Source organism: Aeromonas sp. R1-2, from assembly GCF_040908505.1.
Lineage (GTDB): Bacteria > Pseudomonadota > Gammaproteobacteria > Enterobacterales > Aeromonadaceae > Aeromonas > Aeromonas veronii.
This window is the reverse complement of record NZ_JBFODU010000018.1, coordinates 63437-89356: the sequence shown is the minus strand read 5'-3', so window position 1 is coordinate 89356 and position 25920 is coordinate 63437. Positions and strand designations below refer to the sequence as shown.

Here is a 25920-nt window from a genome sequence, read left to right as displayed (position 1 = left end):
TAGCTGTTTATAAATGAATAAATCGAAACTCACCACTTTCGAAATAGCTAATGACAAAAACGTTTTCCAATCTGGCGTTGTAGCCGGTTAGAAAATCCTTATAGTTACTCATGCACGGACGCAATGAAGTCGGTCAGGAAGACTGGCTGCCAGGGTTGGGCAAATGGACTCACCACAGGATGTGGTAAAGGACACCTCCCAGGACGGAGAAAGTGCGACGGGACAGGATGACTCGTCAGGCCAAGATGGCTAAAGGACACCCCAAAGGATTGGGAAGGGGAAACCTAAAGGAAGAGGTAAACAGTCAGGGATTGCAGGGAGCAACTTCGTTCAAGGATCTGAGCGATACGACTACCGGGGGCGACGCAAGTCGCCCCCATCTTTTTATCTGCATTTCACCGTCCCCTTGCTTGGCTCTCAATTGCTTGCCTCAGCGCAGAGACTTCTTACCAGAACCTTCCCAACCCGCTGCTTAAGCAAAAATACATATGAAAGGGGCGCCACGATGGCGCCCTTTTCTGTTTTCTAATCGGCAAACAAGCTTATATCACGCGAGAGAACTGTTGCTGGCGCGCCTTGTTGCGCAAGTACACGTCGAAACACATGCAGATATTGCGGATCAGCAGCTGCCCGGTGGAGGAGACCTCCAGACCATCCTCCGTCATACGCACCAATCCATCGTTGATGAAGGTCTGCAGCAGCTTGAGATCGTCGGCAAAATACTCTCTGAAATTGAGCCCGTGCGCCTGTTCGACAGCGGCAAAGTTCAGACGGAAATCACAGATGAGCCGCTTGATCACCTCACGACGGATCAGGTCATCCTGATTGAGCGAGCAGCCTTTCCACTGGGCATGACCCAGCTCTGCAACCTGTGCGTAATAGGTCTTGAGCTCTTTCTGGTTCTGGGAGTAGGCATCACCGATCATGCTGATGGAGGAGACCCCCAGCCCCAGCAGATCGCAATCACCTTGAGTAGTATAGCCCTGGAAGTTGCGGTGCAGCTTGCCCTCGCGCTGCGCGACCGCCAGTTCGTCATCTGGTTTGGCAAAATGGTCCATGCCGATGAACTGGTAACCCTGACCGGTGAGGAAGGCGATGGTGTCCTGCAGCATGGCCAGTTTCTCCTGCGGCGCAGGCATATCCACCTCTTTCAACTTGCGCTGGGCGGCAAAGCGGCTCGGCAGATGGGCATAGTTGAAGATGGAGAGGCGCGCCGGATCCGTTTTGAGCACCTCTTCCAGCGTATGGTGGAAGCTGGCACGATCCTGATGCGGCAGGCCATAGATAAGGTCGAGGTTGGTCGAGCGGAAGCCAAGTTCACGGGCTCGTTCCAACATGGCTTTAATAAAGTCGTTGTCCTGCTCGCGGTTGACCGCGACCTGTACATTCTTGTTGAAGTCCTGCACCCCAAGGCTGATGCGATTGAAGCCGACATCTCGCAGCACATCCAGCATGGTAATGGCAATCTCGCGCGGATCGACCTCGATGCTGAACTCCCCCTCTTCGGCGAAATAGAAGTGCTCACGCAGCATGGCCATCAGACGGCGCGTTTGCGCTTCATCCAGATAGGTGGGTGTACCGCCACCCCAGTGCAGCTGGGTGACCAGACGGTGCTTGAAGAGCGGGGCTTGCGCCTTGATCTCCTGCTCCAGGTAGTCGAGATACTCGTCAGCCTTGTGCTGATGACGGGTAATGACCTTGTTGCAGCCGCAGTAGTAGCAGAGCTTGTGACAGAAAGGGATGTGCACGTAGAGCGACAGATTGCGCTCGGGATACTGGCCGGCAGCGCGGACAAAATCCGGATAGCCGAAGCTCTCGTTGAACTCCAGCGCAGTGGGATAAGAGGTGTATCGCGGGCCACTGTAGTTATATTTTTCGATCAGGGCCTGATCCCACACAATCTGTTCTGCTTGCACGCTCGCTTCCTCTCTTGTTGTTATTGTTGGCTCACCGACCTAACTGAAAATCCTTCAGCTGGGCCACATCCTTGAGGATCTGAGCCTCCAGCTCGGCCTCGTAGCCGCTGCGTTCGAGATCCATCTTCATCACTTCATTGCGCTTGAGGGCGCGTCTGGCCTCATGAGTCGGCATATCTTTCACCTTCTCATACAGCCCGTACAGACCCGGGAACTCGGCAACGAACGCTCGCCCCCCCTTGATCTGCAACGCATCCAGCAGATTGGTCAGCCGAATGGCGCCTTCGGAGTAATCGCACTGCCCCTCCTGCACCGCATGGGCAATGACCCGTACGCTCTCCAGAATTCGCTCATTGCGAGCGGTAATCGCCTGCCACTGCATCGCTTGCTGTCGTCTCAGCCTGGCCAGCAGCATGCCTGCATAGATGGCCAATCCTGACAAAATCAGGCCGCCCAACAGGGCGGCCAGCATCCATCCACTCATCACTTTTTCTTCGGCTCAGGCTTGGGTTCCGGCTTGAAATCGACCTGGTTGAAACGGTCCCACAACTCCTCTTCGGAGGCCGGTTTCTGCTCGTCGAACTCGGCGTCATCGCCATCATCAAACGGCAGCTCATCATCTTCATCATCGTCGTTGTCGATGATGCCCAGCTCATCCATCAGCTCCTGATAACGGTCGACACGCTGATCAACCCAGGCCTGCTCGGCCGCTTCCAGGGATTCACCGGCATCAAGACGATCCAGCAGATCATTCAAGCGGTCATCGTTTTCGATAGAAGCCAGCTCCTGCTCGGGCGTCATCACCAGCTTCTTCTCTTTCACCGCCTTGGGTACTGCCGGCTTCTTCTGTTTGTCATCCACCACCAGTACTACCGGCTTGCGGGAACCGATACGCGGATCTTTGGACTGGCTGTTGCCAGACTTGTTCTTCGGCTGTTCAACTTGCTGACGAGAACCAGCCTTCAGGCCCTTGCGCTTGGCAGCCCGTTTACGCTCACGGCCTTCCTGAGCACTGACATCAGATTCTTTGCGCTTGCCAGTAGGCTTGCGAGTGGGTTGTTTGGCAGACATGAATGGCTAACTCCGAAAATAACTGGTTTGACCCGTACCCGGGATGATCTCACCCGGTGGGATACGATGCGAGGAACAGTAAGGCTGGAACAAGAGCAGGATCCCGCACCAATCCGGCCCAATCAGGCCACTGAACACCGCAGGATCGGTATCCTCTGGGCATGTTGCTGGTATTTTGACACAGAATGGCTAATCGGGTTAATGACCCAAAAGAAAAAAGGCAGCCGAAGCTGCCTTGATATGTTCATGCGTGCGCCATCCTGAATGGCAAAACAATCTGTTTCGTCCTCTCCGTGACAACTTGTCGCCGCATCATATCGTTGTGTGGTCATCCTGACCTTATATTGGTCGTTCCTGAATGTGCGTGTGCCTGTTTGACCCGTCTCGACCGCATCCTGCCATCGTGCCGGGGAGTCTGCATCCCGCAACCCCATCCCGCTCCGGAGATGGTCACCATCCTGATCCTTCAATCCTTTGCCAGCTCATCCGAGCCCATGGCATCCCGCCACGCCAGCCATCCTCTGCTCACAACACCCTGTCGTGAAACCGCCACCCAATCCGTGGGTGAATCCATTAAGCCTACTGTACCAACTCTATAAAGCGGCTCAATCCACTCAAAACATTCTCAACATGTCGAAAAATATCAATACTCATATAATTTATTGATAAATAATGATTATTTAATATTTTATGCAATTTTATGAGCCTTGACCTGCCTTGAGAATGGGAGATCTCTTACAGAACGGGGGGATTAAACCGAGAATTATCTGAAAGCCATAAAAACAACGGGGAGCCCAAGCTCCCCGTTTCAACTCAAATCGACCGTATCGACTATATCAGTGCAGACCCGCCACATATTTGGAGAGGGCTTCGATATCCTGATCAGTCAGTTTCTTGGCAACATCCCGCATCATGCCATTCGGATCGTTGTCACGCGTCCCGGCACGGAATGCGGTGAGCTGAGCCTTGATATAGGCAGGATGCTGGCCGGACAGGTTGGGATACTTCGCCTGTTCGACACCAGAGCCACGGGGACCATGGCAAGCCGTACAAGCTGCCAGACCGCGACTCATGTCACCACCCATATAGAGTGCCTTGCCCGCTTCGACCACGTCGTCAGGGACAGCGATAGGGGTAACCTTCAGGCTGGAGAAATAAGCCGCCAGGTCATCCATGTCCTGTTCCGACAAAGGTAACGCCATCGGCCCCATCACTGGCGCAACCCGGCCAATTTGACCAGAAGCAGCAGCCTTCAGTTCAACTAACTGCTTTTTGATATATGATGCGTGCTGACCAGCAATTTTGGGGTACATATCAACCAGGCTGTTTCCGTCCGGTCCATGACAAGCCGCACAAACGGCAGCCTTGGTCTGTCCCGCAGCGGCATCGCCCTTGGCTTGTGCCATCCCCGTTACGCCAACCATCAGAGCAAGAGTAATGACTAGGTTCTTCATGGCGTTCCAACTTTTCGTTATTAGGCTTCCAGATCCCATGCCGCTGAAGGCATGTTAAAATAAACGCGTTTAAGCGACGCTATTTTACACCATTTTACAAAAAAGTAACTCTATAACCCTCTATCTCCATGGGGAATTTACGTTGGATACACAAACTCTGAATTTCAATAAGGTGCATTTTGTGACCAGCGCACCCGACATCCGTCACCTGCCAAATGATGGGGGTGTCGAGATCGCGTTTGCCGGCCGTTCCAACGCCGGTAAGTCATCTGCATTGAACACCTTAACCAAACACAAGAACCTGGCGCGCACCAGTAAGACACCCGGACGTACCCAGCTGATCAACCTGTTTGAGCTGGAACCGGGCAAGCGTCTGGTCGACTTGCCGGGTTATGGTTATGCGCAAGTTCCGCTGGAAATGAAGCTCAAGTGGCAAAAGTCACTGGCAGAGTATCTGCAGCGCCGTGAGTCATTGAAAGGTCTGGTGATCCTGATGGACATCCGCCACCCGCTCAAAGATACCGACATGAACATGCTGGAGTGGAGTTCACACCGTCAGTTGCCCGTCATGCTGTTGCTGACCAAGGCTGACAAACTGAGCCCGGGTCCGCGCAACAACCAGGTGATCAAGGTGCGCCAGGCTGTTGCCAACCTCGGTTCCCAGATCCAGGTTGAAGCGTTCTCCTCCCTCACCAACATCGGTGTGGAGAAGCTGGCGCAAACCCTAACCGAATGGTACGTCAGTGGTGACGATACCGACCTGCTGGACGCTGACGAACAACAACCTGTCGAGGAGTAATCCACTCCTCGCTCTCCTTGCAATTGGCGGAGCACTCCTCCGCTGATTGAAAGGGTTTCAGATTGCCGCTTTCACCTGCCTCACGACAAACACCCCGCATTCGCCTCCCCAGTTATATCCATTACCGCTTACAGTTCATATAGATAGATCGTTAATTCATGGTGGAAATTAACTTAAGGAGACGTTGATAACGTTTTCAAATCTGTTCTTTCACAACGAACCAGAATTACAAAAAGAGACCAAAATGAAATTTAATTACAAAATCTAACCGAGAGGGATAAAAATGAGGCCGGACGACAGTGATGCCATCCAGCCTGAAATAATAAGTTCAAAAAATTGGGAAGAAGCTGAATCTTGAGTACCAGACGACAGGTATTCCTCAAGAAGCAGCCTCATTCTATCAAATGCATCGCTAATTTAAAGCATTTACTCTAAATGCCGCGCATAAAAAAACACCCCGACGAGAACCTCATCGGGGCAGCTATTCAGCCACATTCAATTACGTGAAATAAAAGGTCTGAAAGATAGAACATCTTACCTCTGTACCCTACGCAGACAACTGTACAGCAAAGCAGCAGAAAGTGAAAGTAATTTATGTAATTTAGTTTCACAACTTACAGATTAAGAAAAAATCTTTTATTTTCATACAGATAAAAAAATCCCCAGTACGAATACCGGGGAGTTATAAAGGTGACTAGCTAGCACTTCCTCAACTATCTAGTTAGTCAGCGCCATTTCAAAGTAGTTCCGCTACAAAACAAAAAAACTTTGAAAAATCAGAGGTAGATAGCGCCATCTTCAGCAAACTCTTGTTCTTCAATGAGTTTTTCAGCCATATCTTCAATATCAAAACGTACACTTTCGAAGGCTCTGACGATGTCATCCTCCCTCGTCAGCGCCAGACCTGTCATTCTCTCCAGCCGCCGCTGACTGATGTAACAATCTATCAGCGCCCCCATCTGCTGGGCAGGAAAACGCACCCGCTGTTCGTCAGCCTGCCACTCCATCAGATCAGGAAACAGAATACCCTGGTTCATATCACCCCCAAGTTACGCTTCAACTCTCTCAATACCTGTTTAGTCCCGGGACGAATTCCGCGCCACACGGTAAACGCTTCGGCAGCCTGCTCCACCAGCATGCCGAGTCCATCCATGGTTTGACGGGCCCCATGCTGTTTGGCCCAACAGATAAACGCCGTATCCGAGGCGCCATACATCATGTCGTAGATGGCAATATCAGTGTGGATCAGGGCAGGGGCCAACGGTGGCAGCTCCCCTTGCAGACTGGCAGAAGTAGAATTGATGACGAGATCGAATGGCCCAGCCAACAGCTCATAGGTCTGGGCAGTCACAGGCCCCAGATCGTGGAATTCGGCAGCCAACTGTTGCGCTTTTGCGTGGGTGCGGTTAGCGATCACCAGCTCGCTCGGCAGCTCTGCCAGCAGCGGCGCCAATGCACCACGAGCCGCGCCGCCGGCACCCAGCAGCAGGATCCGGCTATCCGCCAACGTCACCCCATGGGACTTGAGATCGGCGACCAATCCAGCGCCATCGGTATTATCCCCCAGCAACACGCCATCATCGGTCAGCTTGATGGTATTGACCGCGCCCGCCCGCTTGGCCCTCGGGCTCAAGCAATCGACCAGAGTGAATGCCTGCTCCTTGAAGGGAACGGTGACATTGCATCCCTTTCCCCCTTGGTCAAAGAAGGTGCGCAGGGCTTGGGCAAACTCGTCGACGGCGGGTTCAGCCAGCCCATACTCCAGCTCTTGCTGGGTTTGTCTGGCAAACAGGGTGTGAATGAAGGGGGACTTGCTGTGGCGCACCGGGTGGCCAAAAACCAGATAACGATCCATCAAAGAGTTCCATCAGAGGGCAATATTCCGATTTAACGGGTTTTCGCACTCGGGAACAAGCCGAATAACGGCCAGTAAAAAGGGACCATCATGGTCCCTCGAGTCACAGCCACTCTCGTGGCGTGAGGTAATCCGTGTAGAGCAAGGCTTCAGGAGTGCCCGCCTCCGGCTGCCAGTCATACTCCCAACGTGCCAGCGGTGGCATCGACATCAGGATCGACTCGGTACGTCCGCCGGTCTGCAGCCCGAACAGGGTGCCACGGTCATACACCAGATTGAACTCCACATAACGACCGCGACGATAGAGCTGGAACTCCCGCTCCCGCTCGCCATAGGGCAGTGCCTTGCGTCGTTCAATGATCGGCAGGTAGGCATCGAGATAACCTCGACCTACCGCCTGCATAAAGGCAAAGCAGTCGGCAAAAGGCCAGCGATTAAGATCGTCGAAGAAGAGACCGCCCACCCCTCGCGTCTCGTTGCGGTGCTTGAGGAAGAAGTAGCGATCGCACCAGGATTTGAACTCGGGGTAGATCTCATCACCAAAGGGTTGGCAGAGATCACGGGAGACCTGATGCCAATGCTGGACATCCTCGGCAAACGGGTAGAAGGGCGTCAAATCGAAGCCACCGCCAAACCACCAAATAGGCTCTTCACCCTCTTTCTCGGCGATGAAGAAACGGACGTTGGCGTGGCTGGTCGGCACATAGGGGTTGTGCGGATGGATCACCAGCGACACGCCCATAGCCTCGAACTTGCGACCGGCCAACTCGGGCCGATGGGCTGTAGCAGAGGCAGGCATGGCATCGCCATAGACATGGGAGAAGTTGACGCCCCCCTGCTCGATCACCGCGCCGTGGCGCAGCACACGGGTGCGACCACCGCCACCGCCTTCACGGCTCCAAGCATCTTCCACAAAGAGTCCACTGCCGTCGGCCTGCTCCAGACCACGGCAGATCTCGTCCTGCAACTGCAACAGGAAGGCCTTGACCTGGGCCACATCCGGTTTGCTCATCTTGTCTCCAGTCAGGCAGGATCGTGAACGCCCTGTCCATTTTTATAGTTAAATCAATCCGGTGAGCTCACCACTCAGCAGATTGATAGCAAATCATGACGTATCCGCCAGCTCAGGAGGGGCGGATAATGGCGCCGGTTCGGGCGTCCTTGATCTCGGAGGGGTTAGCTTGACCACCCACTTCACCGGGCAGGATATAGGCCAACTTGCTTGCCAGCCGCTCACCAATATCGGCCACCCGACGGGCAGGCTCCTCACCGGTCAGGTTGGCGCTGGTAGAGACCAGCGGCTTGCCAAAGGCACGGCACAACGCCTGCACCTGAGGATGAGCCGTCACGCGCACCGCCAGGGTCTCGAACTGCCCGGTCAGCCAGGCCGGCGTCGTTGCACGGGCAGGCATGATCCAGGTAAAGGGGCCGGGCCAGCTTGCTTCAACCCGAGCCAGTTGTTCACCGCTAAGTTGGCTCAGATCGATGTAATCCTGCAATTGCTCTACGTCGGCAGCAATCAGGATCAACCCCTTCTCAACCGGACGCTGTTTGATGGCCAGCAGTCGCTGCACCGCCACTTCGGAGTCGGGATCACAACCCAGACCAAACACGGCCTCAGTCGCATAGGCAATCACCCCTTCCTGCTGGAGGGCGGCAACTGCCTCTTCAAATTCATTTGGCATAGGAAAAATGCGGCAGCCTGGCTGCCGCCTCGTCACTTAGTAGCAAGTTGAATCCATACGGCGGCGACCACAACAAAGTGACGTTTTGCTGTAGCACAGGAAAAATACGACACATCCGGATCGCCCCCCATTCACTTACTTGAGTTGAGCCTGCAGGGCGGCATCCTTGGCCATCACCTCTTCGGCATTCTTCTGGCGTTCGGCCCGAACCTTGGCCGCCAGTTCATCATCGGCTACTGCCAGCATCTGGGCTGCCAGATAACCTGCGTTCTTGGCACCGGCTTTGCCGATCGCCACGGTCGCTACCGGTACACCACCCGGCATCTGCACGGTGGAGAGTAGCGCATCCAGCCCCTTGAGCGGGCCACCATCGATGGGCACCCCGATCACGGGACGAGTCGTGATGCCGGCTACGGCACCCGCCAGATGCGCCGCCAGACCGGCAGCACAGATAAAGACCTTGCAGCCACGGGCCTCGGCATCGGTCACATACTGATGGGTCGCAGCCGGCGTGCGGTGCGCGGAGGTGACTTTGACTTCCACTGCAATATCAAATGACTTGAGCACCTCGAGGGTGGTTTGCATCACGGGGAAATCAGAATCAGAGCCCATCAATACGGCAACAAAGGGTTTATTCATGGTGGGAATTTCCTTACTCCAAGTGGGGGGTTGAAGTTCACCGAAAACGTTTCAATCCGGTTGCGGCGGCGGGATTATACCTGCTCATTTTGGTGGCCGCATTTCTTTTGCGGACAGACCCAACGCAGCGTTCCCCTCACTTTTTTCTCTACCATGATGCCCCAGCCACACGTGGGACAAGGCATGGGGATCGGCTTGTCGTTCACCACATATTTGCAGTGTGGATAGCCATCACAAGAGTAAAACTGCTTGCCGTAGCGGGAGGTGCGGCTCACCAGATGCCCCTTGCCGCACTCGGGGCAGAGGATCTGGGTATCATCGCTCTCCTGCAGGGATTCGATGTGCTGACAGGCCGGATACTGGGTACAACCGACAAACAGACCGTAACGCCCCTTCTTGATCGCCAGCGGCTCTCCGCAATCGGGACAGGCAGAGCCTTCGAGCACCTTTTCGATGTCGCGGCCGGATGGCGTCAGGGAGCGTATGTAATCACAGGCAGGATAGGCAGAACAGCCGAGAAAGGGGCCATGTTTGCCCTGGCGGATCACCAGCTCGGCCCCGCACTGCGGGCACGGCTCGCGCTCGAAGGCATGTTCGTGGGCTGAAAAGAGGTGATGATCGATTTTTGACATGGGCCGCGCCTTGAAATCCAGATGGCCTGAATTCTACCAGCGCGGCACCGGACTGTCAGTGAATGACGCCGTCTGACTCATCAAACACCAGCTCTTCCATCTGCTGGTAGGCATTTTCACTGCCCGGTACGTTGAACAGCACCATCATGACGACCCACTTCAGGTCATCCAGCTCGATATCCGGCTTGTCCAGCTCGAGCAGGCGCTCGATACAGATCTCGCGGGTTTCGGCATTCAGCACCTGGGCCTGTTCCAGAAAGAGCAGGAAGCCGCGGCACTCGGTGCTGAGGCGTGCCAGCTCTTGCGGAGCATAGATACGCATCGAGCCTTGCGCACTGGCGGTGACATAGACCTCCCGCTCGCTATCGTGCAGATTGGCCAGTCGCTCCAGCCAGTCGAGCGCCTTATCGATCTCTTCTTTATCGAAACCGGCCCGGCTCAACTCATCGGTGAGCTCATCCTGCTCGACCATCACATCTGCATCGCTGTGGATGTAGGTCTCGAAAAGGTACATCAATACATCAAACATGATTCGCCCTCCTCGCTCTGACGTATCCACCGGCTACCGCCATCACTGCACCGGCCAGCTCCAGCTCTACCAACCTGCCCAATACCACTTCGACAGGAAGCTGGGCCCGCTCGGCAACGGTATCCACGCTCGTGGTCTCATAATCTACGTTATCCAACAAATCGGCATAAGGCAATTCGCTATTATGCGGTTGCTCAGATGGTATGACCGACGAATGTGGCCGTGCGACCCACTCTGGCAGCTCTTCCACTATATCGGCAGCACTCAGCACAAGTTTGGCACCCTGCTGAATTAATCTGTTGCACCCTATCGCCTGAGCATTTTGTGCGGCGCCGGGCACTGCAAACACTTCGCGCCCCTGTTCAAGCGCATAGCGGGCGGTGATCAGCGAACCGCTCTGCTCGGTCGCCTCCACCACCAGAGTTCCCAGCGACAGACCACTGATAATACGGTTGCGACGAGGAAAATGTTCAGCCAGCGGCCCTTTATCCGGCGCCAGCTCGGAGATAAGCAAGCCACCTTTCTCCAGAATCTGGCCTGCCAGCACCTGATGGCGTTTGGGGTAGAGGCAATCCAGCCCGGAGCCCAACACAGCAAGGGTGATACCGCCACCAGCCAGCGCTTGCTGATGGCAGACACCATCGATACCAAGAGCAAGGCCCGAGGTGATGGCTAACCCGCATCCAACCAGCTCGCTACAGAGGCGGGAGGCATTATCTTTGCCTGCATAGGTAGGATGGCGTGTCCCCACCATTGCCAGCTGGGGTAGCGACAGCGCAGCAAGATCTCCACGACAGTAGAGCAACAGGGGGGCCGCGGGAATCTCCCGCAACAAGGGTGGATAAATCGGGTGATCTTGCGGAATAAGGATATTGTCAGGCAACGCGGCCCAAGCCAAGCTCTGCTCAACCACCGGCGAGGGCCAGCGCAGTTGTTTGATCTGTTCTGACGACAGCCCCATACCATGCAGTTGCGCTTCATCGCTCTGAAACAGGGCCTCAATACTTCCCCCGGCCCGCTCCAAAAGACGTGCAGCGGTCACCGGACCGATACCGGTGACCGCATCGAGAGTTAGCCAGAGCGCCAGACGCGCGTCGGGGTAATTCACGTCAGAAGTGAGTGACCTGATAACCCGCACTCACCATGTCGTTACTCTGCATGATGAGACCGTAACTCAGCTTGTCATACACCTTGAACAACATGACACGGGCAATCGCTTCAGAGGGCAGTGGTGCCTTCTTGTTGCTGCTGTAAAACACCCGGTTAAAAACCGACGAGAGCTCCTTGTACTGTACATCGCCATTCTTGGTAACCAGAGCAGCACCGGGTCGTCTGACATCCAGTACATCCCCGGCGACTAGCTGATCGCGGCCACCCCGGTTGATCAGCACCACATCAAACTTGCCACCGCCCCGGGTCTTGTTCGGCAAATCGATGATATAGCCCGGCGTGATGGCAGGTGCCGCTTTCGGTGTGAAGACGGCGGGCATGTTCTCTTGAGCCGGCAGCGGCATCACCTTGTCGCCCTGCAGCACTTCGCGCTGGTTATGAGTGAGGGTAACTTCAGTCCGATCGCCATCAATACGCGCCACGGCCCGCACCACACCGGCAAAGATCGCCTCCTGGCCCAGCAGTTCACCGGTTTCGCGATCCTTGTAGACCACTCCGGGATGATAGATGCCATAGACCTGCCCGGGCGTCAGGGAGCCCTGCACATAGAGGGTGTCCCCCTCCAGCATCCCGATATGTTTCTGATCCGACCCCAGCAGATAGGGCAAGGTTTTCTGCTGCTGGTTGTCAGCCAGAATATGGTCGGTTTGCAGGAATGGGCCGATCTCGCTGATAGGCAGAGTCGGAATGGGGTTGGCTTTGTTTTCGTAACGGGTTTTCGGGCCGAGACGGATAACTTGCTTGCCACCCTGCATCGCCTTGCCGAGCCGGGGTTCACCATTGACCCAGCTCAGATGCAGTACATCACCGGGGTAGATCCAGTGAGGATTGGCAATCTGCGGATTGATGTTCCAGAGACGGGGCCAGAGCCAGGGTTCGGAAAGATACTTGCCGGAGATATCCCACAGGGTGTCGCCTTTTTGCACTACATAGCTTTCGGGGTAACCCGCTTTCAGCCTCAGCTGATCGGCCACTGCTGCCTGACTCACGGTCACCAGCAGGCAGGCGAGGATGGTTTGCTTCAGATACATAACACTCCCTGTTACTTCTGTACGCAAAGTGTTGCTGTTTTTTGTCGGCGTAAATGACTAGAATTACGCCAATATTGACTGCATTTATACGAAACTAAAGAAAAAACTATGGCCATTCTAGATGTATTGCGTTTTCCCGATGAGCGCCTGCGCACCGTTGCAGCCCCTGTCGAGACCTTTACACCCGAGTTACAACAGATTGTAGATGATATGTTCGAAACCATGTACGCGGAGGAAGGCATTGGCCTGGCCGCGACTCAGGTCGACATTCACCAGCGCATCATAGTGATCGATGTCTCTGAAAACCGTGAAGATCCTCTGGTATTGATCAATCCGGAGGTCATCGAGCAGTGCGGCAGCACCGGCATTGAAGAGGGTTGCCTCTCCGTGCCCGGCAGCCGTGCTCTGGTGCCTCGCGCCGAACAGATCAAGATCCGCGCCTTGGATCGCAACGGCAAGCCGTTCGAGCTGGAAGCCGACGATCTGCTCGCCATCTGCATCCAGCATGAGATGGATCATCTGGTCGGCAAGCTATTTGTGGATTACTTGTCCCCGCTCAAGCGCCAGCGCATTCGCCAGAAGCTGGAAAAGATGGCCCGTGAAGATCGCAAAGTCCTCTGAGGATCTGCCCCATTGAATAAGCTGAAACTGATTTTTGCCGGTACTCCCGACTTCGCCGCCCGTCACCTGGCGGCGTTGTTGTCTTCCGACCACGAGGTCGTTGCCGTTTATACCCAGCCTGACAAGCCCGCTGGCCGTGGCCAGAAGCTCACCGCCAGCCCGGTCAAAGAGCTGGCACTGGCCCACAACCTGCCGGTTTACCAACCTGCCTCTCTGCGCAAGGAAGAGGCGCAAGCCGAGCTGGCGGCCCTTGGCGCCGATCTGATGGTCGTCGTGGCCTATGGCCTGATCCTGCCCAAGGTGGTACTCGATACCCCGCGGCTGGGCTGCATCAACGTCCATGGCTCCCTGCTGCCCCGCTGGCGCGGTGCCGCACCGATCCAGCGCTCTATCTGGGCGGGCGATGCCGAAACCGGCGTCACCATCATGCAGATGGATGTGGGACTGGATACCGGCGCCATGATCCGCAAGGTTAGCTGCCCCATCGCCGCCGACGAGACCTCCGCCAGCCTCTATGACAAGCTGGCCGAGCTGGGCCCGCAAGCACTGGTCGACACCATCAATGCCATGGCCGCCGGTGAAACCGCTGCCGAGGTGCAAGATGATGCGCTGGCCAACTACGCCGAGAAGCTCTCCAAGGAAGAGGCCCGTATCGACTGGTCGATGGAGGCTGTTGCCATCGAACGCTGCATCCGCTCGTTCAACCCCTGGCCCATCAGCTGGTTTGAAGTGGCTGACCAGACCGTCAAGGTATGGCAAGCCGCCGTCATTGACAGCGACCACAGCCAACCCGCCGGCACCCTGCTCAAGGCCGACAAGCAGGGGATCGATATCGCTACCGGCAAAGGGGTACTGCGCCTGCTGACCCTGCAACCGCCCGGCAAGAAGGCGATGTCCGTTTCGGATCTGCTCAACTCTCGCCGCGACTGGTTTGAACCCGGCACGCAATTGAATTGAACTGGATTGAATTGACACAAGCGGGGCCCAGGCCCCGACTTGCGCATCTAAGGTAACTCTATGAAAACACGTGCACAGGCCGCTCTCGTTATTCAACAGGTGCTGGATCAGGGTCAATCCCTCTCCGCTGTTCTGCCTGCTGCCCAGGAGAAGGTTGCGCCCCGTGATCGCGCTCTCCTGCAAGAACTCTGCTACGGTACCCTGCGCTGGCTGCCCCGCCTCGATGCGGCAGTCAACGAGATGATGGACAAACCGCTCAAGAACAAGAGCCGCATTTTCCACTACCTCATCCTGGTCGGTCTCTATCAGCTCATCTACACCCGCATTCCGGCTCACGCCGCGGTGGCCGAGACCGTCAACGCCGTCAAACTGCTCAAGGGCACCTCCCTGCGTGGCCTCATCAACGGCGTGCTGCGCAACTTCCAGCGCAGCGCAGAAGTCATTCTGCTGCGTATCGACCGCGTTCCCAGCATTCGCCTCGGTCATCCGGAGTGGCTCACCAAGCGCCTGCGTCAGGCCTATCACGATGAGTGGGAATTCATCATGGAGGCGAACAACCAGCGCCCCCCCATGTGGATCCGCAACAACAGCCAGCGCCAGAGCCGCGATGCCATGCTGGCTCGCATGACCGAAGCCGGCATCAATGCCGTGGCCGGTGAAGAGGGTGAGGATTGCATCCTGCTGGAGCGTCCTTGTGATGTGACCAAGCTGCCCGGCTTCGAGGTCGGTGACTGCTCAGTACAGGATGGTGCAGCACAGCAGGCCGCGGCACTGCTCGACCCGCAACCGGGCGAGTGGGTGCTGGATGCCTGCGCGGCCCCCGGCGGCAAGACTGCCCACCTGCTGGAGCGTCAGCCCAAGCTGGCTGGCGTGGTTGCCGTCGATGCCGACGAAAACCGCCTCAAGCGGGTGCAGGAGAACCTGGACCGTATCGGCCTCACCGCCAAGGTGATCCATGGCGATGCGGCGGCGCCGGAACAGTGGTGGCCGGAGGGCCAGTTCGACCGCATCCTGCTGGATGCACCCTGCTCCGCCACCGGCGTCATCCGCCGCCACCCAGACATCAAGTGGCTGCGCCGTGATCAGGACATTCGCGAGCTGGCCGAGCTGCAGCGCCGCATTCTCAATGCCCTCTGGGGCAAGCTGAAAAGCGGCGGCACCCTGCTCTACGCTACCTGCTCCGTCCTGCCGGAAGAGAACCGCGAACAGATCCGCGCCTTCCTTGCCGCGACCAAAGATGCCAAATTGGTACCGTTGCACGAACAGGACACCCCGGACTGCCCGGGTCGCCAGTTCCTGCCGGGTGAAGCCGAAATGGATGGCTTCTACTACACCAAACTGGTCAAGCTCTGAGCCGGGCATGACAAACCTCATTCGGGAGAGCCGCCAGCTCCGTTCTGGCGCTCCCCTTTACAGCCTCAACGTGAGTAGACGTTCCCTATGAAAATCATCATTTTGGGAGCCGGCCAGGTCGGCGGCACTCTGGCCGAGAACCTGGCCGGGGAGAACAACGACATCACCATCGTCGACACCGACAGCGAACGCCTGCGCGAACTGCAGGACAAGTTTGACCTGCGGGTGGTCAACGGTCACGGCGCTCACCCCAAGGTGCTGCGCGAAGCGGGGGCTCAGGATGCCGACATGCTGGTCGCCGTCACCAACAGTGACGAGACCAATATGATCGCCTGTCAGGTTGCCTACTCCCTGTTCAACACCCCGAACAAAGTGGCACGGATCCGCTCGCCAGCCTATCTGACCGAGCGGGATCGCCTGTTCCTGCCGGAATCGGTGCCGGTGGATCACCTGATCGCGCCGGAGCAGCTGGTGACCGACTATGTGCGCCGCCTGATCGAATATCCGGGTGCCCTGCAAGTGGTTGATTTTGCAGGTGGCCGTGTCGGTCTGGTAGCCGTCAAGGCCTACTACGGCGGCCCGCTGGTGGGCAACGCCCTCTCCACCCTGCGCGAGCACATGCCCAACATCGAGACCCGGGTAGCGGCCATCTTCCGTCAGGGCCGCCCGATCCGTCCGCAAGGCACCACCATCATCGAAGCGGATGACGAGGTCTTCTTCGTCGCCGCCGCGGGCCATATCCGTGCCGTGATGTCGGAGCTGCAGCGCCTAGAGAGCCCCTACCGCCGCATCATGATCGTCGGTGGCGGCAACATCGGCGCTGGTCTCGCCCGCCAGCTGGAAAAGCGCTACAGCGTCAAGCTCATCGAGCGCAACCAGAAGCGGGCGGAGCAGCTCTCCGAACTGCTGGAGAACACCATCGTCTTCTGCGGCGATGCGGCGGATCAGGAGCTGCTGGCCGAGGAGCACATCGACCAGATCGACGTCTTCATCGCCGTGACCAACGAGGATGAGGCCAACATCATGTCGGCGCTGCTCGCCAAGAAGATGGGCGCCAAGAAGACCATGGTGCTGATCCAGCGCGGCGCCTACGTGGATCTGGTGCAGGGTGGCTCTATCGATATCGCCATCTCGCCCCAGCAAGCCACCATCTCGGCCCTGTTGACCCATGTGCGCCGAGCCGATATCGCCAACGTATACAGTCTGCGCCGCGGCGCGGCCGAGGCGATCGAGGCGATTGCCCACGGTGACGAGAACACCTCCAAGGTGGTCGGCAAGACGGTGGGCGAGCTCAAGCTGCCGCCGGGTACCACTATCGGTGCCGTAGTGCGCGGGGATGAGGTACTGATCGCACACGATCGCACCAAAATCCAGCAGGATGACCACGTGGTCATGTTCCTGGTGGACAAGAAGTACATCCCGGAAGTGGAGCGGCTGTTCCAGCCAAGCCCCTTCTTCCTGTAACGTCTTCATGCGCACAGGCTGTCAAACCAGACCCGGCTCAGCTCCCCCAAGGGGATGGTCCGGGTCTTTTGTTAATCAACGACCAGGTTATCGAACATGATCAAGCTGCGTCCCATTATCTTCACCCTCGGGCTGGTGCTCTCCAAGCTGGCGCTCTTCATGTGGCTGCCCACCTTGCTGGCACTGCTCACCGGGTCAGAGGGATTTGTCGAGTTTCTCAAGTCCGTGCTCATCACCCACGGCGCCGCCCTGCTATGCCTCCACTACGGCCGCAAAGCGGAGTTTCATCTGGGGGTGCGGGAGATGTTCCTGCTCACCACCTCGGTCTGGGTGGTGGCCTGCGCCTTCGGCGCCCTGCCCTTTGTCTTTATCACCCACATCAACTTCACCGATGCCTATTTCGAGACCATGTCGGGGGTGACCACCACGGGCTCCACCGTGCTCTCCGGCCTCGACAACATGGCCCACAGCATCCTGTTGTGGCGTTCCATCCTGCAGTGGTTGGGTGGAGTAGGCTTTATCGTGATGGCGGTAGCCGTGCTGCCCTACCTCAACGTCGGCGGCATGAAGCTGTTCCAGACCGAGAGCTCGGACTGGTCGGACAAAAGCGCCCCGCGTGCCAAGACAGTCGCCAACAACATCGTCGTGGTCTATCTGGTGCTCTCCATGCTCTGCTTCATGGCCTACTGGGCCAGCGGCATGAACATGTTCGAAGCGATCAACCACGCCATGACCACTCTCAGTACCGGCGGCTACTCCACCTCCGATCAATCCATGTCCCACTTCTCCAACTCGGCACACTGGATTGGCACCCTGTTCATGTTCCTCGGTGGCCTGCCCTTCCTGCTCTATGTGCAGAGCCTCAACCACAGGGACAACAGCCTGTTCAAGGATGCCCAGGTGCGCGGCTTCTTCTGGCTGGTGGTCTGGGTCACCGTCATCATGACCTTCTATCTGTGGGAGAGAGACCTGTTCGGCTTCTGGGATGCCCTGCGCATCAGCTGCTTCAACATCGTCTCGGTGCTCACCACCACCGGCTACGGCCTTGGTGACTTTGGCACCTGGGGGCCGCTCGCCAGCATCGTCTTCATCGTGCTGCTGGCTCTTGGGGCCTGTTCAGGCTCCACTGCGGGTGGTCTCAAGATCTTCCGGGTACAGGTGGCATTCGCCCTGTTCAGAAAGCAGATGCGCCAGCTGATGCACCCCTCTGCCGTATTCCCGCAGAAGTACAACGGCCGGACGGTCAATGACGCCATCATCCGCTCGATGATCTCCTTCGTACTGGCCTACTTCGCCATCATTCTGGTGATAGCTGCACTGTTGGGCGCCATCGGGCTTGACCCCCTGACGGCTATCTCCAGCTCCATCACGGCGGTCGCCAACGTCGGCCCGGGCATGGGCCCGGTGGTCGGCCCCAGCACCAACTTTGCCAGCCTGCCGGAATCGGCCAAATGGCTTTTGTCATTCGGCATGCTGCTGGGACGACTGGAGATCCTGACGGTCGCCGTGCTCTTCTTCCCCTCCTTCTGGCGCCAGTAACCCCTTACTGCAAGCCAGCAAAAAGCCGCAGCGTTCATCCGCTGCGGCTTTTTTATCTCACCCACCCCCACGACCTTCGCTCAACGCTCATCAGCCCCATTACCGGATGGCCTGAACGAGCTCATCAGGATGGCCAGAGCGGATCACAAGCATAAAAAAACGGACCCAAACCAAAGGTTTGGGTCCGTTTATCAGTGAACCGTCAGCGGCCACGAAGGCTGCCGAGGCTCAGCACATGGCATTAACCACGGCCAGAGCGCTTGCGATCCAGCTCGGTCAGCAATTTCTTGCGGATACGGATGTTCTTCGGAGTCACTTCTACCAGTTCGTCGTTATCGATGAACTCGAGAGCCTGTTCCAGAGTCATGCGGATCGGCGGAGTCAGCACTTGAGCTTCGTCGGTACCGGAGGCACGCATGTTGGTCAGCTGCTTGCCTTTCAGGCAGTTAACAGTCAGGTCGTTGGAACGGGAGTGAATACCGATCACCTGGCCTTCGTACACTTCGGTCGCGTGACCGATGAACAGACGACCACGGTCTTGCAGACCGAACAGGGCGTAAGTCAGTGCTTTACCGGTAGCGTTGGAGATCAGCACGCCATTCTGACGCTCGCCGATGCTGCCACCCTTGTGCGGACCGTAGTGGTCGAAGGTGTGGTACAGCAGACCGGTACCTGAGGTCATGGTCATGAATTCGGTCTGGAAACCGATCAGGCCACGGCTCGGGATCATGAAGTCCAGACGGACACGACCCTTGCCATCCGGGGTCATGTTGGTCATTTCGCCTTTACGCAGACCCAGTTGCTCCATCACGGAACCCTGGTGCGCTTCTTCAACGTCCACAGTTACGGTTTCGAACGGTTCTTGCAGAACGCCATCAACGGTACGCAGGATTACTTCCGGACGGGACACAGCCAGTTCGTAACCTTCGCGACGCATGTTTTCGATCAGGATGGAGAGGTGCAGCTCACCACGACCGGATACACGGAACTTGTCCGGATCATCGGTCTCTTCCACGCGCAGGGCCACGTTGTGGACCAGCTCCTGGTTCAGACGCTCCAGAATGTTACGGGAGGTCACGAACTTGCCCTCTTTACCGGCGAACGGTGAGGTGTTGACCTGGAAGGTCATGTTCACGGTCGGCTCGTCAACGGAGAGCGGCGGCAGGGCTTCAACGGCACCGTTGTCACAGATGGTGTCGGAGATTTTCAGCTCGCCCAGACCGGTGATAGCGATGATGTCACCCGCTTGCGCGTCGGTAACTTCAGTACGGGACAGACCCAGATAACCCAGCACCTGACCGACTTTACCGTTACGGGTCTTGCCGTCAGCACCAACGATGGTGACTTGCTGGTTGGTCTTGACGCGACCACGGGTGATACGGCCGATACCGATAACGCCCACGTAGGAGTTGTAGTCCAGCTGGGAGATCTGCATCTGGAAACCACCTTCGGCATCAGCCTTCGGCGCTTCAACGTTGTCAACGATGGCCTGGAACAGCGGCTCCATGTTCTCGGACTCGACGTCCTGATCCATGGTGGCCCAACCGTTCAGTGCAGAGGCGTAAACAACTTTGAAATCCAGCTGTTCGTCAGTCGCGCCCAGGTTGTCGAACAGGTCGAATACCTGATCCATTACCCAGTCAGGACGAGCACCCGGACGGTCAACCTTGTTGATGACCACGATCGGCTTCAGACCCTGAGCGAACGCTTTCTGAGTCACGAAACGGGTTTGCGGCATCGGGCCGTCTACGGCGTCAACCAGCAGCAGCACGGAGTCAACCATGGACAGTACGCGCTCTACTTCACCACCGAAGTCGGCGTGACCCGGGGTATCAACGATGTTGATGCGGTAGTCATTCCAGCGGATCGCAGTGTTCTTGGCGAGAATGGTGATGCCACGTTCCCGTTCCAGATCATTGGAGTCCATGATCCGTTCCTGGCCTTCCGTGGAGCGGTCCAGGGTGCCGGACTGCTGCAGCAGCTTATCAACCAGAGTCGTTTTGCCGTGGTCAACGTGCGCAATAATCGCAATATTGCGTAAATTCTCTAACATTCTCGCCTCAATCACCGGGTAAAATTGGGCGCTAATTGTACTCTTGCCTTTGTGATCTGCCTAGCAGAATTGCAGTACATTCGCGCATAACAACAGATCTGGATCATAGACCTCTCTGACAAACCCTGCTTAGATGGGCGGTGACCGTATTTCGCGCACCATTACAGTGCACCAAAACGATCCACCATCGCACTAAATTGATGCAACGCGAGTCGAGATCGCCTGATTTTGGGGAGCCTCTTCAGCGAGATTGCCCTGAAATCAAGCTGTCACAAACTTGGCACGATACTGGCTTATGTGAATACGACGACGCATTCACCCAGAGAGTTTTAACACCGGAGGTTACTTAGCATGTCAGCCCAGAACGTTTTGGCCCTGATCCAGGAACACGAAGTCAAGTTTGTTGATCTGCGCTTTACCGACACCAAGGGTAAAGAGCAGCATGTATCCATCCCTGCTCACCAGGTTGATGAAGATTTCTTCGAAGACGGCAAGATGTTCGATGGTTCCTCCATCGGCGGCTGGAAGGGCATCAACGAATCCGACATGGTACTGATGCCGGACGCAGCCTCCGCCAAGCTGGACCCGTTCACCGAAGAGACCACCCTGAACATCGTTTGTGACGTACTGGAGCCTGCCACCATGCAGGGCTACGACCGCGATCCGCGCTCCATCGCCAAGCGTGCAGAAGATTTCCTGAAGTCCAGCGGCATCGCTGACACCGTGCTGTTCGGGCCGGAGCCGGAATTCTTCATGTTCGACAACATTACTTTCTCCAACACCATGGGCCACAGCTTCGTGAAAATCGAATCTGAAGAAGCTGCATGGAACTCCGGCACTGCCTATGAGCATGGCAACAAGGGTCACCGTCCGTTCGTGAAAGGCGGTTACTTCCCGGTTGCACCGGTCGACTCTTCCCAGGATATCCGCGCCGCCATGTGTCTGGTGCTGGAAGAGATGGGCCAGGTCGTTGAAGCTCACCACCACGAAGTGGCCACTGCCGGTCAGAACGAGATCGCTACCCGCTTCAACACTCTTACGCTGAAAGCTGATGAAGTACAGGTACTGAAGTACGTGATCCACAACGTGGCCCACGCCTACAACAAGACCGTTACCTTCATGCCGAAACCCATGTTCGGTGACAACGGCTCCGGCATGCACTGCCACCAGTCCCTGGCCAAGAACGGCGTCAACCTGTTCGCTGGCGACCTGTATGGCGGTCTGTCCGAGATGGCGCTGCACTACATCGGCGGTATCATCAAGCACGCCAAGGCCATCAACGCCTTCGCCAACCCGACCACCAACTCCTACAAGCGTCTGGTTCCGGGTTATGAAGCACCGGTCATGCTGGCTTACTCTGCCCGCAACCGCTCTGCCTCCATCCGTATCCCGGTGGTACCGAGCCCGAAAGCCCGTCGTATCGAAGTGCGCTTCCCGGATCCGGCTGCCAACCCGTACCTGGCCTTCGCTGCCCAGCTGATGGCCGGTCTGGACGGTATCATCAACAAGATCCATCCGGGCGATGCCATGGACAAGAACTTGTATGACCTGCCGCCAGAAGAAGCCGCAGAAGTGCCGACCGTTGCCGGTTCTCTGGACGAAGCACTGGCCGCTCTGGATGCTGACCGCGAGTTCCTGACCCGTGGCGGCGTGTTCAGCGATGACTTCATCAACTCCTATCTGGAACTGAAACAGCAGGATGTTGACCGTGTGCGCATGACCCCGCACCCGCTGGAGTTCGAACTGTACTACTCCGTCTAAGTCTCAGCAGACTGGCCGTTTAAATCTGGTCAGCTTGCTTAATCGTGACAAAACCCGCCATCTGGCGGGTTTTTTCTCTGATAGGATTAAGCAAAATACCGTCAAGGAGAGATGGATGAACAACAAGCATGGCATAGGGGTGCTCGGCCTCCTGTTGCTGACCTCGTTCGGTGCGGACGCGGCCAAGGTCTACTCCTGGGTCGATGGCAATGGCATCACCCACTACTCGGATGCGCCACCACCCGGCAAAAACGCCAAAGAGGTCGATCTGCGGGTCGCCCCGCTGCTGGGCAGCAGCGCGCCCAGATCGGTGCAGGTGGATAACTTCAACAGCCTGACTGGCGCCGATGCCAAGAAAGAGAAAGAGGCGGCCAAGCTGACCATCGAACTGCTCTCCCCGGAACAGGGCAGCACCCTGCGCGACAACACAGGCAACATCGTCTTTCAGGGCACCATCAGCCCCAAACCTCCGACCCAGTATGATGTGCGCCTGACCCTGGATGGCAAAGCCGCCCCCATCGTCAGCAACAGCCTCTCTGTCCGCGTCGAAAACGTCGATCGCGGCGCCCACGAGGCTCAGCTCGAGCTGCTCGCCAAAGACGGTACGATCCTTGCTAAATCCAGTGCAGTCACCTTTTACCTGCATAGAGCGAGCGTGACGCCGGCTCCCAAACCCACCCCCAAAGCCGACTAGGGGTGATATAGCGCACCGATGCGGGTAAACTCTATGCACCATATCGGTGCATGACAGGTGTGTAGCACCGTTTTAGGGAGAAACCTGTGCCAACCCGCTCGGACAACGCCAAAACACTCTTGGATAATTTGCTGACCGCCGTGATCCTGATGGATGAGCGGCTCTGCATCCAGTTCGTCAACCCGGCGGCTGAACAGCTGCTCTCTCTCAGTGAACGCCGGCTGATCGGCATCGAACTGCCCCATCTACTGGAACATATCTCCCTCGATTTGCAGCGGCTCAAGCAGTGCCTCGTGTCAGGGCAAGGCTTTACCGATAGCGAAGTGACTCTGGTGGTAGAGGGAGAACCGCGACTGGTGGAGCTGAGCGCCACCCCGATGGCCGACCACGAACAACGTCTGCTGGTGGTGGAGCTGCGCAAGATCGACCAGCAGAAGAAGATCAGTCAGGAACAGCAGCAACATGCCCAGCAGCTGGCGGCCAAGGAGCTGGTGCGCGGGCTGGCCCACGAAATCAAGAATCCCCTCGGCGGCCTGCGCGGCGCGGCCCAGTTGCTGCAAAAAGAGCTGCCGGATCCGGCGCTGCGCGAATATACCGGCATCATCATCGAACAGGCCGATCGGCTGCGGGTACTGGTCGATCGGCTGCTCGGCCCCCAGCGCCCCGGCCGTCACCAGATGCACAATGTCCATTCGGTGCTGGAGCAGGTACGCCGACTGGTGGAGCTGGAGCTACCACCGACGGTGCGCATCGAACGGGATTACGACCCCAGCATCCCCGAATTCGAGATGGAGCCGGATCAGCTGCAGCAGGCGTTTCTCAACATAGTGCGCAATGCCGCCGAAGCACTCGGCGATCAGACTGGGCTTATCCGTATCAAGACCCGCACCGCGTTCCAGATCACCATCCACGGCCAGCGTTACCGGCTGGCAGCGGAGATCAAGATCATCGACAACGGCCCCGGCATTCCCGACGCCATTCGCGACACCCTGTTCTACCCGATGATCACCGGCAAAGAGGGGGGAACCGGGCTCGGCCTTTCCATCGCCCAGAACCTGATCGACCAGCACAAGGGGCGGATTGACTGCATCAGCTGGCCGGGTCACACCGAATTCACCATTTTTCTACCGCTTCGCAAGTAAGGGAACCCCATGACCGCCAAAGTGTGGATCGTCGATGACGACAGTTCTATCCGCTGGGTGCTGGAGCGCACTCTCGGCAGCGAAGGCTTCAACTGCGAGAGCTTTGCCGATGGCGAAGCCCTGCTGCACGCCCTTGAGCTGCGCTCGCCCGATGTGATCCTCTCCGATATCCGGATGCCCGGCATCGATGGTTTGAGCCTGCTGGAGCAGATCCACCGCCGTCAGGCCGATCTGCCCATCATCATCATGACCGCCCACTCGGATCTCGACAGCGCGGTCAACGCCTACCAGCGCGGCGCCTTCGAGTACCTGCCCAAACCGTTCGACATCGACGAAGCCGTGACCTTGGTACGCCGCGCCGAGAATCATCTCAAGGAGCAGCGCACCAAGCGCAAGTCTCGCCAGCAAGAAGCCACCGCCACTCCCGAGATCATCGGTGAAGCACCGGCGATGCAGGAGGTGTTCCGCGCCATCGGCCGTCTCTCGCGTTCCAGCATATCTGTGTTGATCAACGGTCAGAGCGGTACCGGCAAGGAGCTGGTCGCCCATGCGCTGCACAAGCACAGCCCGCGCGCCCACAAGAACTTTATCGCCCTCAACATGGCTGCCATTCCGAAAGATCTCATCGAATCGGAACTGTTCGGTCACGAGAAGGGGGCCTTCACCGGCGCCAACAACATCCGCCATGGCCGCTTCGAGCAGGCCGACGGCGGCACCCTGTTTCTCGACGAGATCGGCGACATGCCGCTGGATGTGCAGACCCGGCTGCTACGGGTCTTGGCCGATGGCCAGTTCTATCGAGTCGGCGGCCACCAGCCGGTGCAGGTGGATGTACGGATCATCGCCGCCACCCACCAGAATCTGGAGAAACGGGTCGCCGATGGCGAGTTTCGCGAGGATCTGTTCCACCGCCTCAACGTCATCCGCATCCACATCCCCGCTCTCAAGGAGCGCCGTGAGGATATTCCCCAGCTGGCCCGTCACTTCCTGTTGCGCGCAGCCAAAGAGCTGAACGTCGAGGCCAAGAGCCTGCACCCCGATACCCAGGCCTATATCAGCCGCCTGCCCTGGCCGGGCAACGTGCGCCAGCTGGAGAACGTCTGCCGCTGGCTTACCGTGATGGCTTCGGGGCAAGAAGTGCTGGTCGGCGACCTGCCTGCCGAGCTGCTCACCCCCATCACCCACAACGCCGAACCGGGCCAACCGGCGATGCCAGGTTGCTGGCAGCAGCAGTTGCAGGAGTGGGTGGCCAGCAAGTTGGCGCTGGGAGAGACAGACATCCTGGCCGATGCCATGCCCCAGTTCGAGCGGATCATGCTGGAAACGGCACTAGAACACACCCATGGCCACAAGCAGGAGGCGGCGCGCCTGCTTGGCTGGGGTCGCAACACCCTGACCCGCAAGCTGAAGGAACTCGATCTCTCCTGAGTCCCTGGGAAAAACGATTCCCATCACGCCCTGACAAATCACCGTCCGCCAGAACCCCGTTTAACCATAAACGGGGTATCTTTTTTGAAAGCCCCGCCTAGAATGGCAGGCTTTCAAACCTGACTCG

24 protein-coding genes are annotated in these 25920 nt (G+C 57.4%); 10 read left to right on the top strand and 14 right to left on the bottom strand.

The annotated features are described in order from the left end of the window. Positions 1-542 precede the first annotated feature (542 nt). From hemN to AB5Y76_RS07090, 4 genes are all read right to left on the bottom strand, one after another. The gene (gene hemN / locus AB5Y76_RS07105; RefSeq protein ID WP_263717836.1) at positions 543-1916 is read right to left on the bottom strand and encodes an oxygen-independent coproporphyrinogen III oxidase; all 1374 of its coding nucleotides are present in this window, start codon (positions 1914-1916) and stop codon (positions 543-545) included. Between the two features lie 31 nt (positions 1917-1947). Further along, positions 1948-2388 (bottom strand): DUF2489 domain-containing protein, encoded by a 441-nt coding sequence (locus tag AB5Y76_RS07100; protein WP_005339712.1) that lies wholly within the window; start codon positions 2386-2388, stop codon positions 1948-1950. A gap of 11 nt (positions 2389-2399) precedes the next feature. Further along, positions 2400-2987 carry a Der GTPase-activating protein YihI gene (yihI, locus tag AB5Y76_RS07095; RefSeq protein ID WP_263717838.1) on the bottom strand — a complete coding sequence of 196 codons (588 nt, stop codon included), beginning with the start codon at positions 2985-2987 and terminating at the stop codon, positions 2400-2402. Between the two features lie 836 nt (positions 2988-3823). Continuing rightward, the gene (locus AB5Y76_RS07090) at positions 3824-4441 is read right to left on the bottom strand and encodes a cytochrome c (protein WP_005339710.1); all 618 of its coding nucleotides are present in this window, start codon (positions 4439-4441) and stop codon (positions 3824-3826) included. 142 nt (positions 4442-4583) lie between these two features. Between AB5Y76_RS07090 and yihA the strand changes: the two genes are divergently transcribed. Then, positions 4584-5240 (top strand): ribosome biogenesis GTP-binding protein YihA/YsxC, encoded by a 657-nt coding sequence (yihA, locus tag AB5Y76_RS07085; protein ID WP_042657324.1) that lies wholly within the window; start codon positions 4584-4586, stop codon positions 5238-5240. 776 nt (positions 5241-6016) lie between these two features. On the opposite strand, the gene AB5Y76_RS07080 is transcribed toward yihA, so the two are convergent. The 9 genes from AB5Y76_RS07080 to AB5Y76_RS07040 form a co-directional block, all read right to left on the bottom strand. After that, on the bottom strand, positions 6017-6277 hold the full coding sequence (locus tag AB5Y76_RS07080; protein WP_019445781.1) for a DUF1488 domain-containing protein: 261 nt from the start codon (positions 6275-6277) through the stop codon (positions 6017-6019). Next, positions 6274-7095, bottom strand: a complete 822-nt coding sequence (gene aroE / locus AB5Y76_RS07075) for a shikimate dehydrogenase (protein WP_263717839.1) — start codon at positions 7093-7095, stop codon at positions 6274-6276. Before aroE ends, AB5Y76_RS07080 begins: the two co-directional genes overlap by 4 nt. A 103-nt stretch (positions 7096-7198) precedes the next feature. After that, the gene (hemF, locus tag AB5Y76_RS07070) at positions 7199-8107 is read right to left on the bottom strand and encodes an oxygen-dependent coproporphyrinogen oxidase (RefSeq protein ID WP_139444360.1); all 909 of its coding nucleotides are present in this window, start codon (positions 8105-8107) and stop codon (positions 7199-7201) included. Between the two features lie 112 nt (positions 8108-8219). Then, the gene (locus AB5Y76_RS07065; RefSeq protein WP_263717840.1) at positions 8220-8780 is read right to left on the bottom strand and encodes a Sua5/YciO/YrdC/YwlC family protein; all 561 of its coding nucleotides are present in this window, start codon (positions 8778-8780) and stop codon (positions 8220-8222) included. Between the two features lie 135 nt (positions 8781-8915). Beyond that, complete coding sequence (gene purE / locus AB5Y76_RS07060; protein WP_005339704.1) at positions 8916-9419, bottom strand: 5-(carboxyamino)imidazole ribonucleotide mutase; 504 nt, start codon at positions 9417-9419, stop codon at positions 8916-8918. Between the two features lie 74 nt (positions 9420-9493). Continuing rightward, the gene (locus tag AB5Y76_RS07055) at positions 9494-10051 is read right to left on the bottom strand and encodes a type I DNA topoisomerase (protein WP_263717841.1); all 558 of its coding nucleotides are present in this window, start codon (positions 10049-10051) and stop codon (positions 9494-9496) included. A 55-nt stretch (positions 10052-10106) separates the two neighbouring features. After that, positions 10107-10580 carry a DUF494 family protein gene (locus AB5Y76_RS07050; RefSeq protein ID WP_005339699.1) on the bottom strand — a complete coding sequence of 158 codons (474 nt, stop codon included), beginning with the start codon at positions 10578-10580 and terminating at the stop codon, positions 10107-10109. Continuing rightward, the gene (gene dprA / locus AB5Y76_RS07045; protein WP_263717842.1) at positions 10573-11688 is read right to left on the bottom strand and encodes a DNA-processing protein DprA; all 1116 of its coding nucleotides are present in this window, start codon (positions 11686-11688) and stop codon (positions 10573-10575) included. The genes AB5Y76_RS07050 and dprA overlap by 8 nt, the downstream gene beginning before the upstream one ends. A gap of 1 nt (position 11689) precedes the next feature. Next, on the bottom strand, positions 11690-12781 hold the full coding sequence (locus AB5Y76_RS07040; RefSeq protein WP_263717843.1) for a LysM peptidoglycan-binding domain-containing protein: 1092 nt from the start codon (positions 12779-12781) through the stop codon (positions 11690-11692). 108 nt (positions 12782-12889) lie between these two features. On the opposite strand from AB5Y76_RS07040, the gene def reads away from it, so the two are divergent. The 5 genes from def to AB5Y76_RS07015 all read left to right on the top strand — a co-directional run bounded on the left by def (position 12890) and on the right by AB5Y76_RS07015 (position 18715). Next, positions 12890-13402: a peptide deformylase gene (gene def, locus AB5Y76_RS07035; RefSeq protein WP_005357510.1), complete on the top strand. Its 513-nt coding sequence runs from the start codon at positions 12890-12892 to the stop codon at positions 13400-13402. 12 nt (positions 13403-13414) lie between these two features. Next, the gene (fmt, locus tag AB5Y76_RS07030; RefSeq protein WP_263717844.1) at positions 13415-14359 is read left to right on the top strand and encodes a methionyl-tRNA formyltransferase; all 945 of its coding nucleotides are present in this window, start codon (positions 13415-13417) and stop codon (positions 14357-14359) included. Between the two features lie 60 nt (positions 14360-14419). Beyond that, positions 14420-15712, top strand: a complete 1293-nt coding sequence (gene rsmB, locus AB5Y76_RS07025) for a 16S rRNA (cytosine(967)-C(5))-methyltransferase RsmB (RefSeq protein ID WP_263717846.1) — start codon at positions 14420-14422, stop codon at positions 15710-15712. 87 nt (positions 15713-15799) lie between these two features. Then, positions 15800-17176: a Trk system potassium transporter TrkA gene (gene trkA / locus AB5Y76_RS07020; RefSeq protein ID WP_005339689.1), complete on the top strand. Its 1377-nt coding sequence runs from the start codon at positions 15800-15802 to the stop codon at positions 17174-17176. 96 nt (positions 17177-17272) lie between these two features. Then, positions 17273-18715 (top strand): TrkH family potassium uptake protein, encoded by a 1443-nt coding sequence (locus AB5Y76_RS07015; protein ID WP_005341967.1) that lies wholly within the window; start codon positions 17273-17275, stop codon positions 18713-18715. Positions 18716-18956: 241 nt separating this feature from the next. On the opposite strand, the gene typA is transcribed toward AB5Y76_RS07015, so the two are convergent. After that, complete coding sequence (gene typA / locus AB5Y76_RS07010) at positions 18957-20768, bottom strand: translational GTPase TypA (RefSeq protein WP_005339679.1); 1812 nt, start codon at positions 20766-20768, stop codon at positions 18957-18959. 351 nt (positions 20769-21119) lie between these two features. On the opposite strand from typA, the gene glnA reads away from it, so the two are divergent. The 4 genes from glnA to glnG all read left to right on the top strand — a co-directional run bounded on the left by glnA (position 21120) and on the right by glnG (position 25793). Beyond that, positions 21120-22529 carry a glutamate--ammonia ligase gene (gene glnA / locus AB5Y76_RS07005; protein WP_005339672.1) on the top strand — a complete coding sequence of 470 codons (1410 nt, stop codon included), beginning with the start codon at positions 21120-21122 and terminating at the stop codon, positions 22527-22529. A gap of 115 nt (positions 22530-22644) precedes the next feature. After that, positions 22645-23223 (top strand): DUF4124 domain-containing protein, encoded by a 579-nt coding sequence (locus AB5Y76_RS07000; protein WP_069527009.1) that lies wholly within the window; start codon positions 22645-22647, stop codon positions 23221-23223. 86 nt (positions 23224-23309) lie between these two features. Continuing rightward, positions 23310-24365: a nitrogen regulation protein NR(II) gene (gene glnL, locus AB5Y76_RS06995; RefSeq protein ID WP_005341973.1), complete on the top strand. Its 1056-nt coding sequence runs from the start codon at positions 23310-23312 to the stop codon at positions 24363-24365. 9 nt (positions 24366-24374) lie between these two features. After that, positions 24375-25793 (top strand): nitrogen regulation protein NR(I), encoded by a 1419-nt coding sequence (glnG, locus tag AB5Y76_RS06990; RefSeq protein ID WP_005356200.1) that lies wholly within the window; start codon positions 24375-24377, stop codon positions 25791-25793. The last annotated feature ends 127 nt before the right edge of the window (positions 25794-25920 follow it).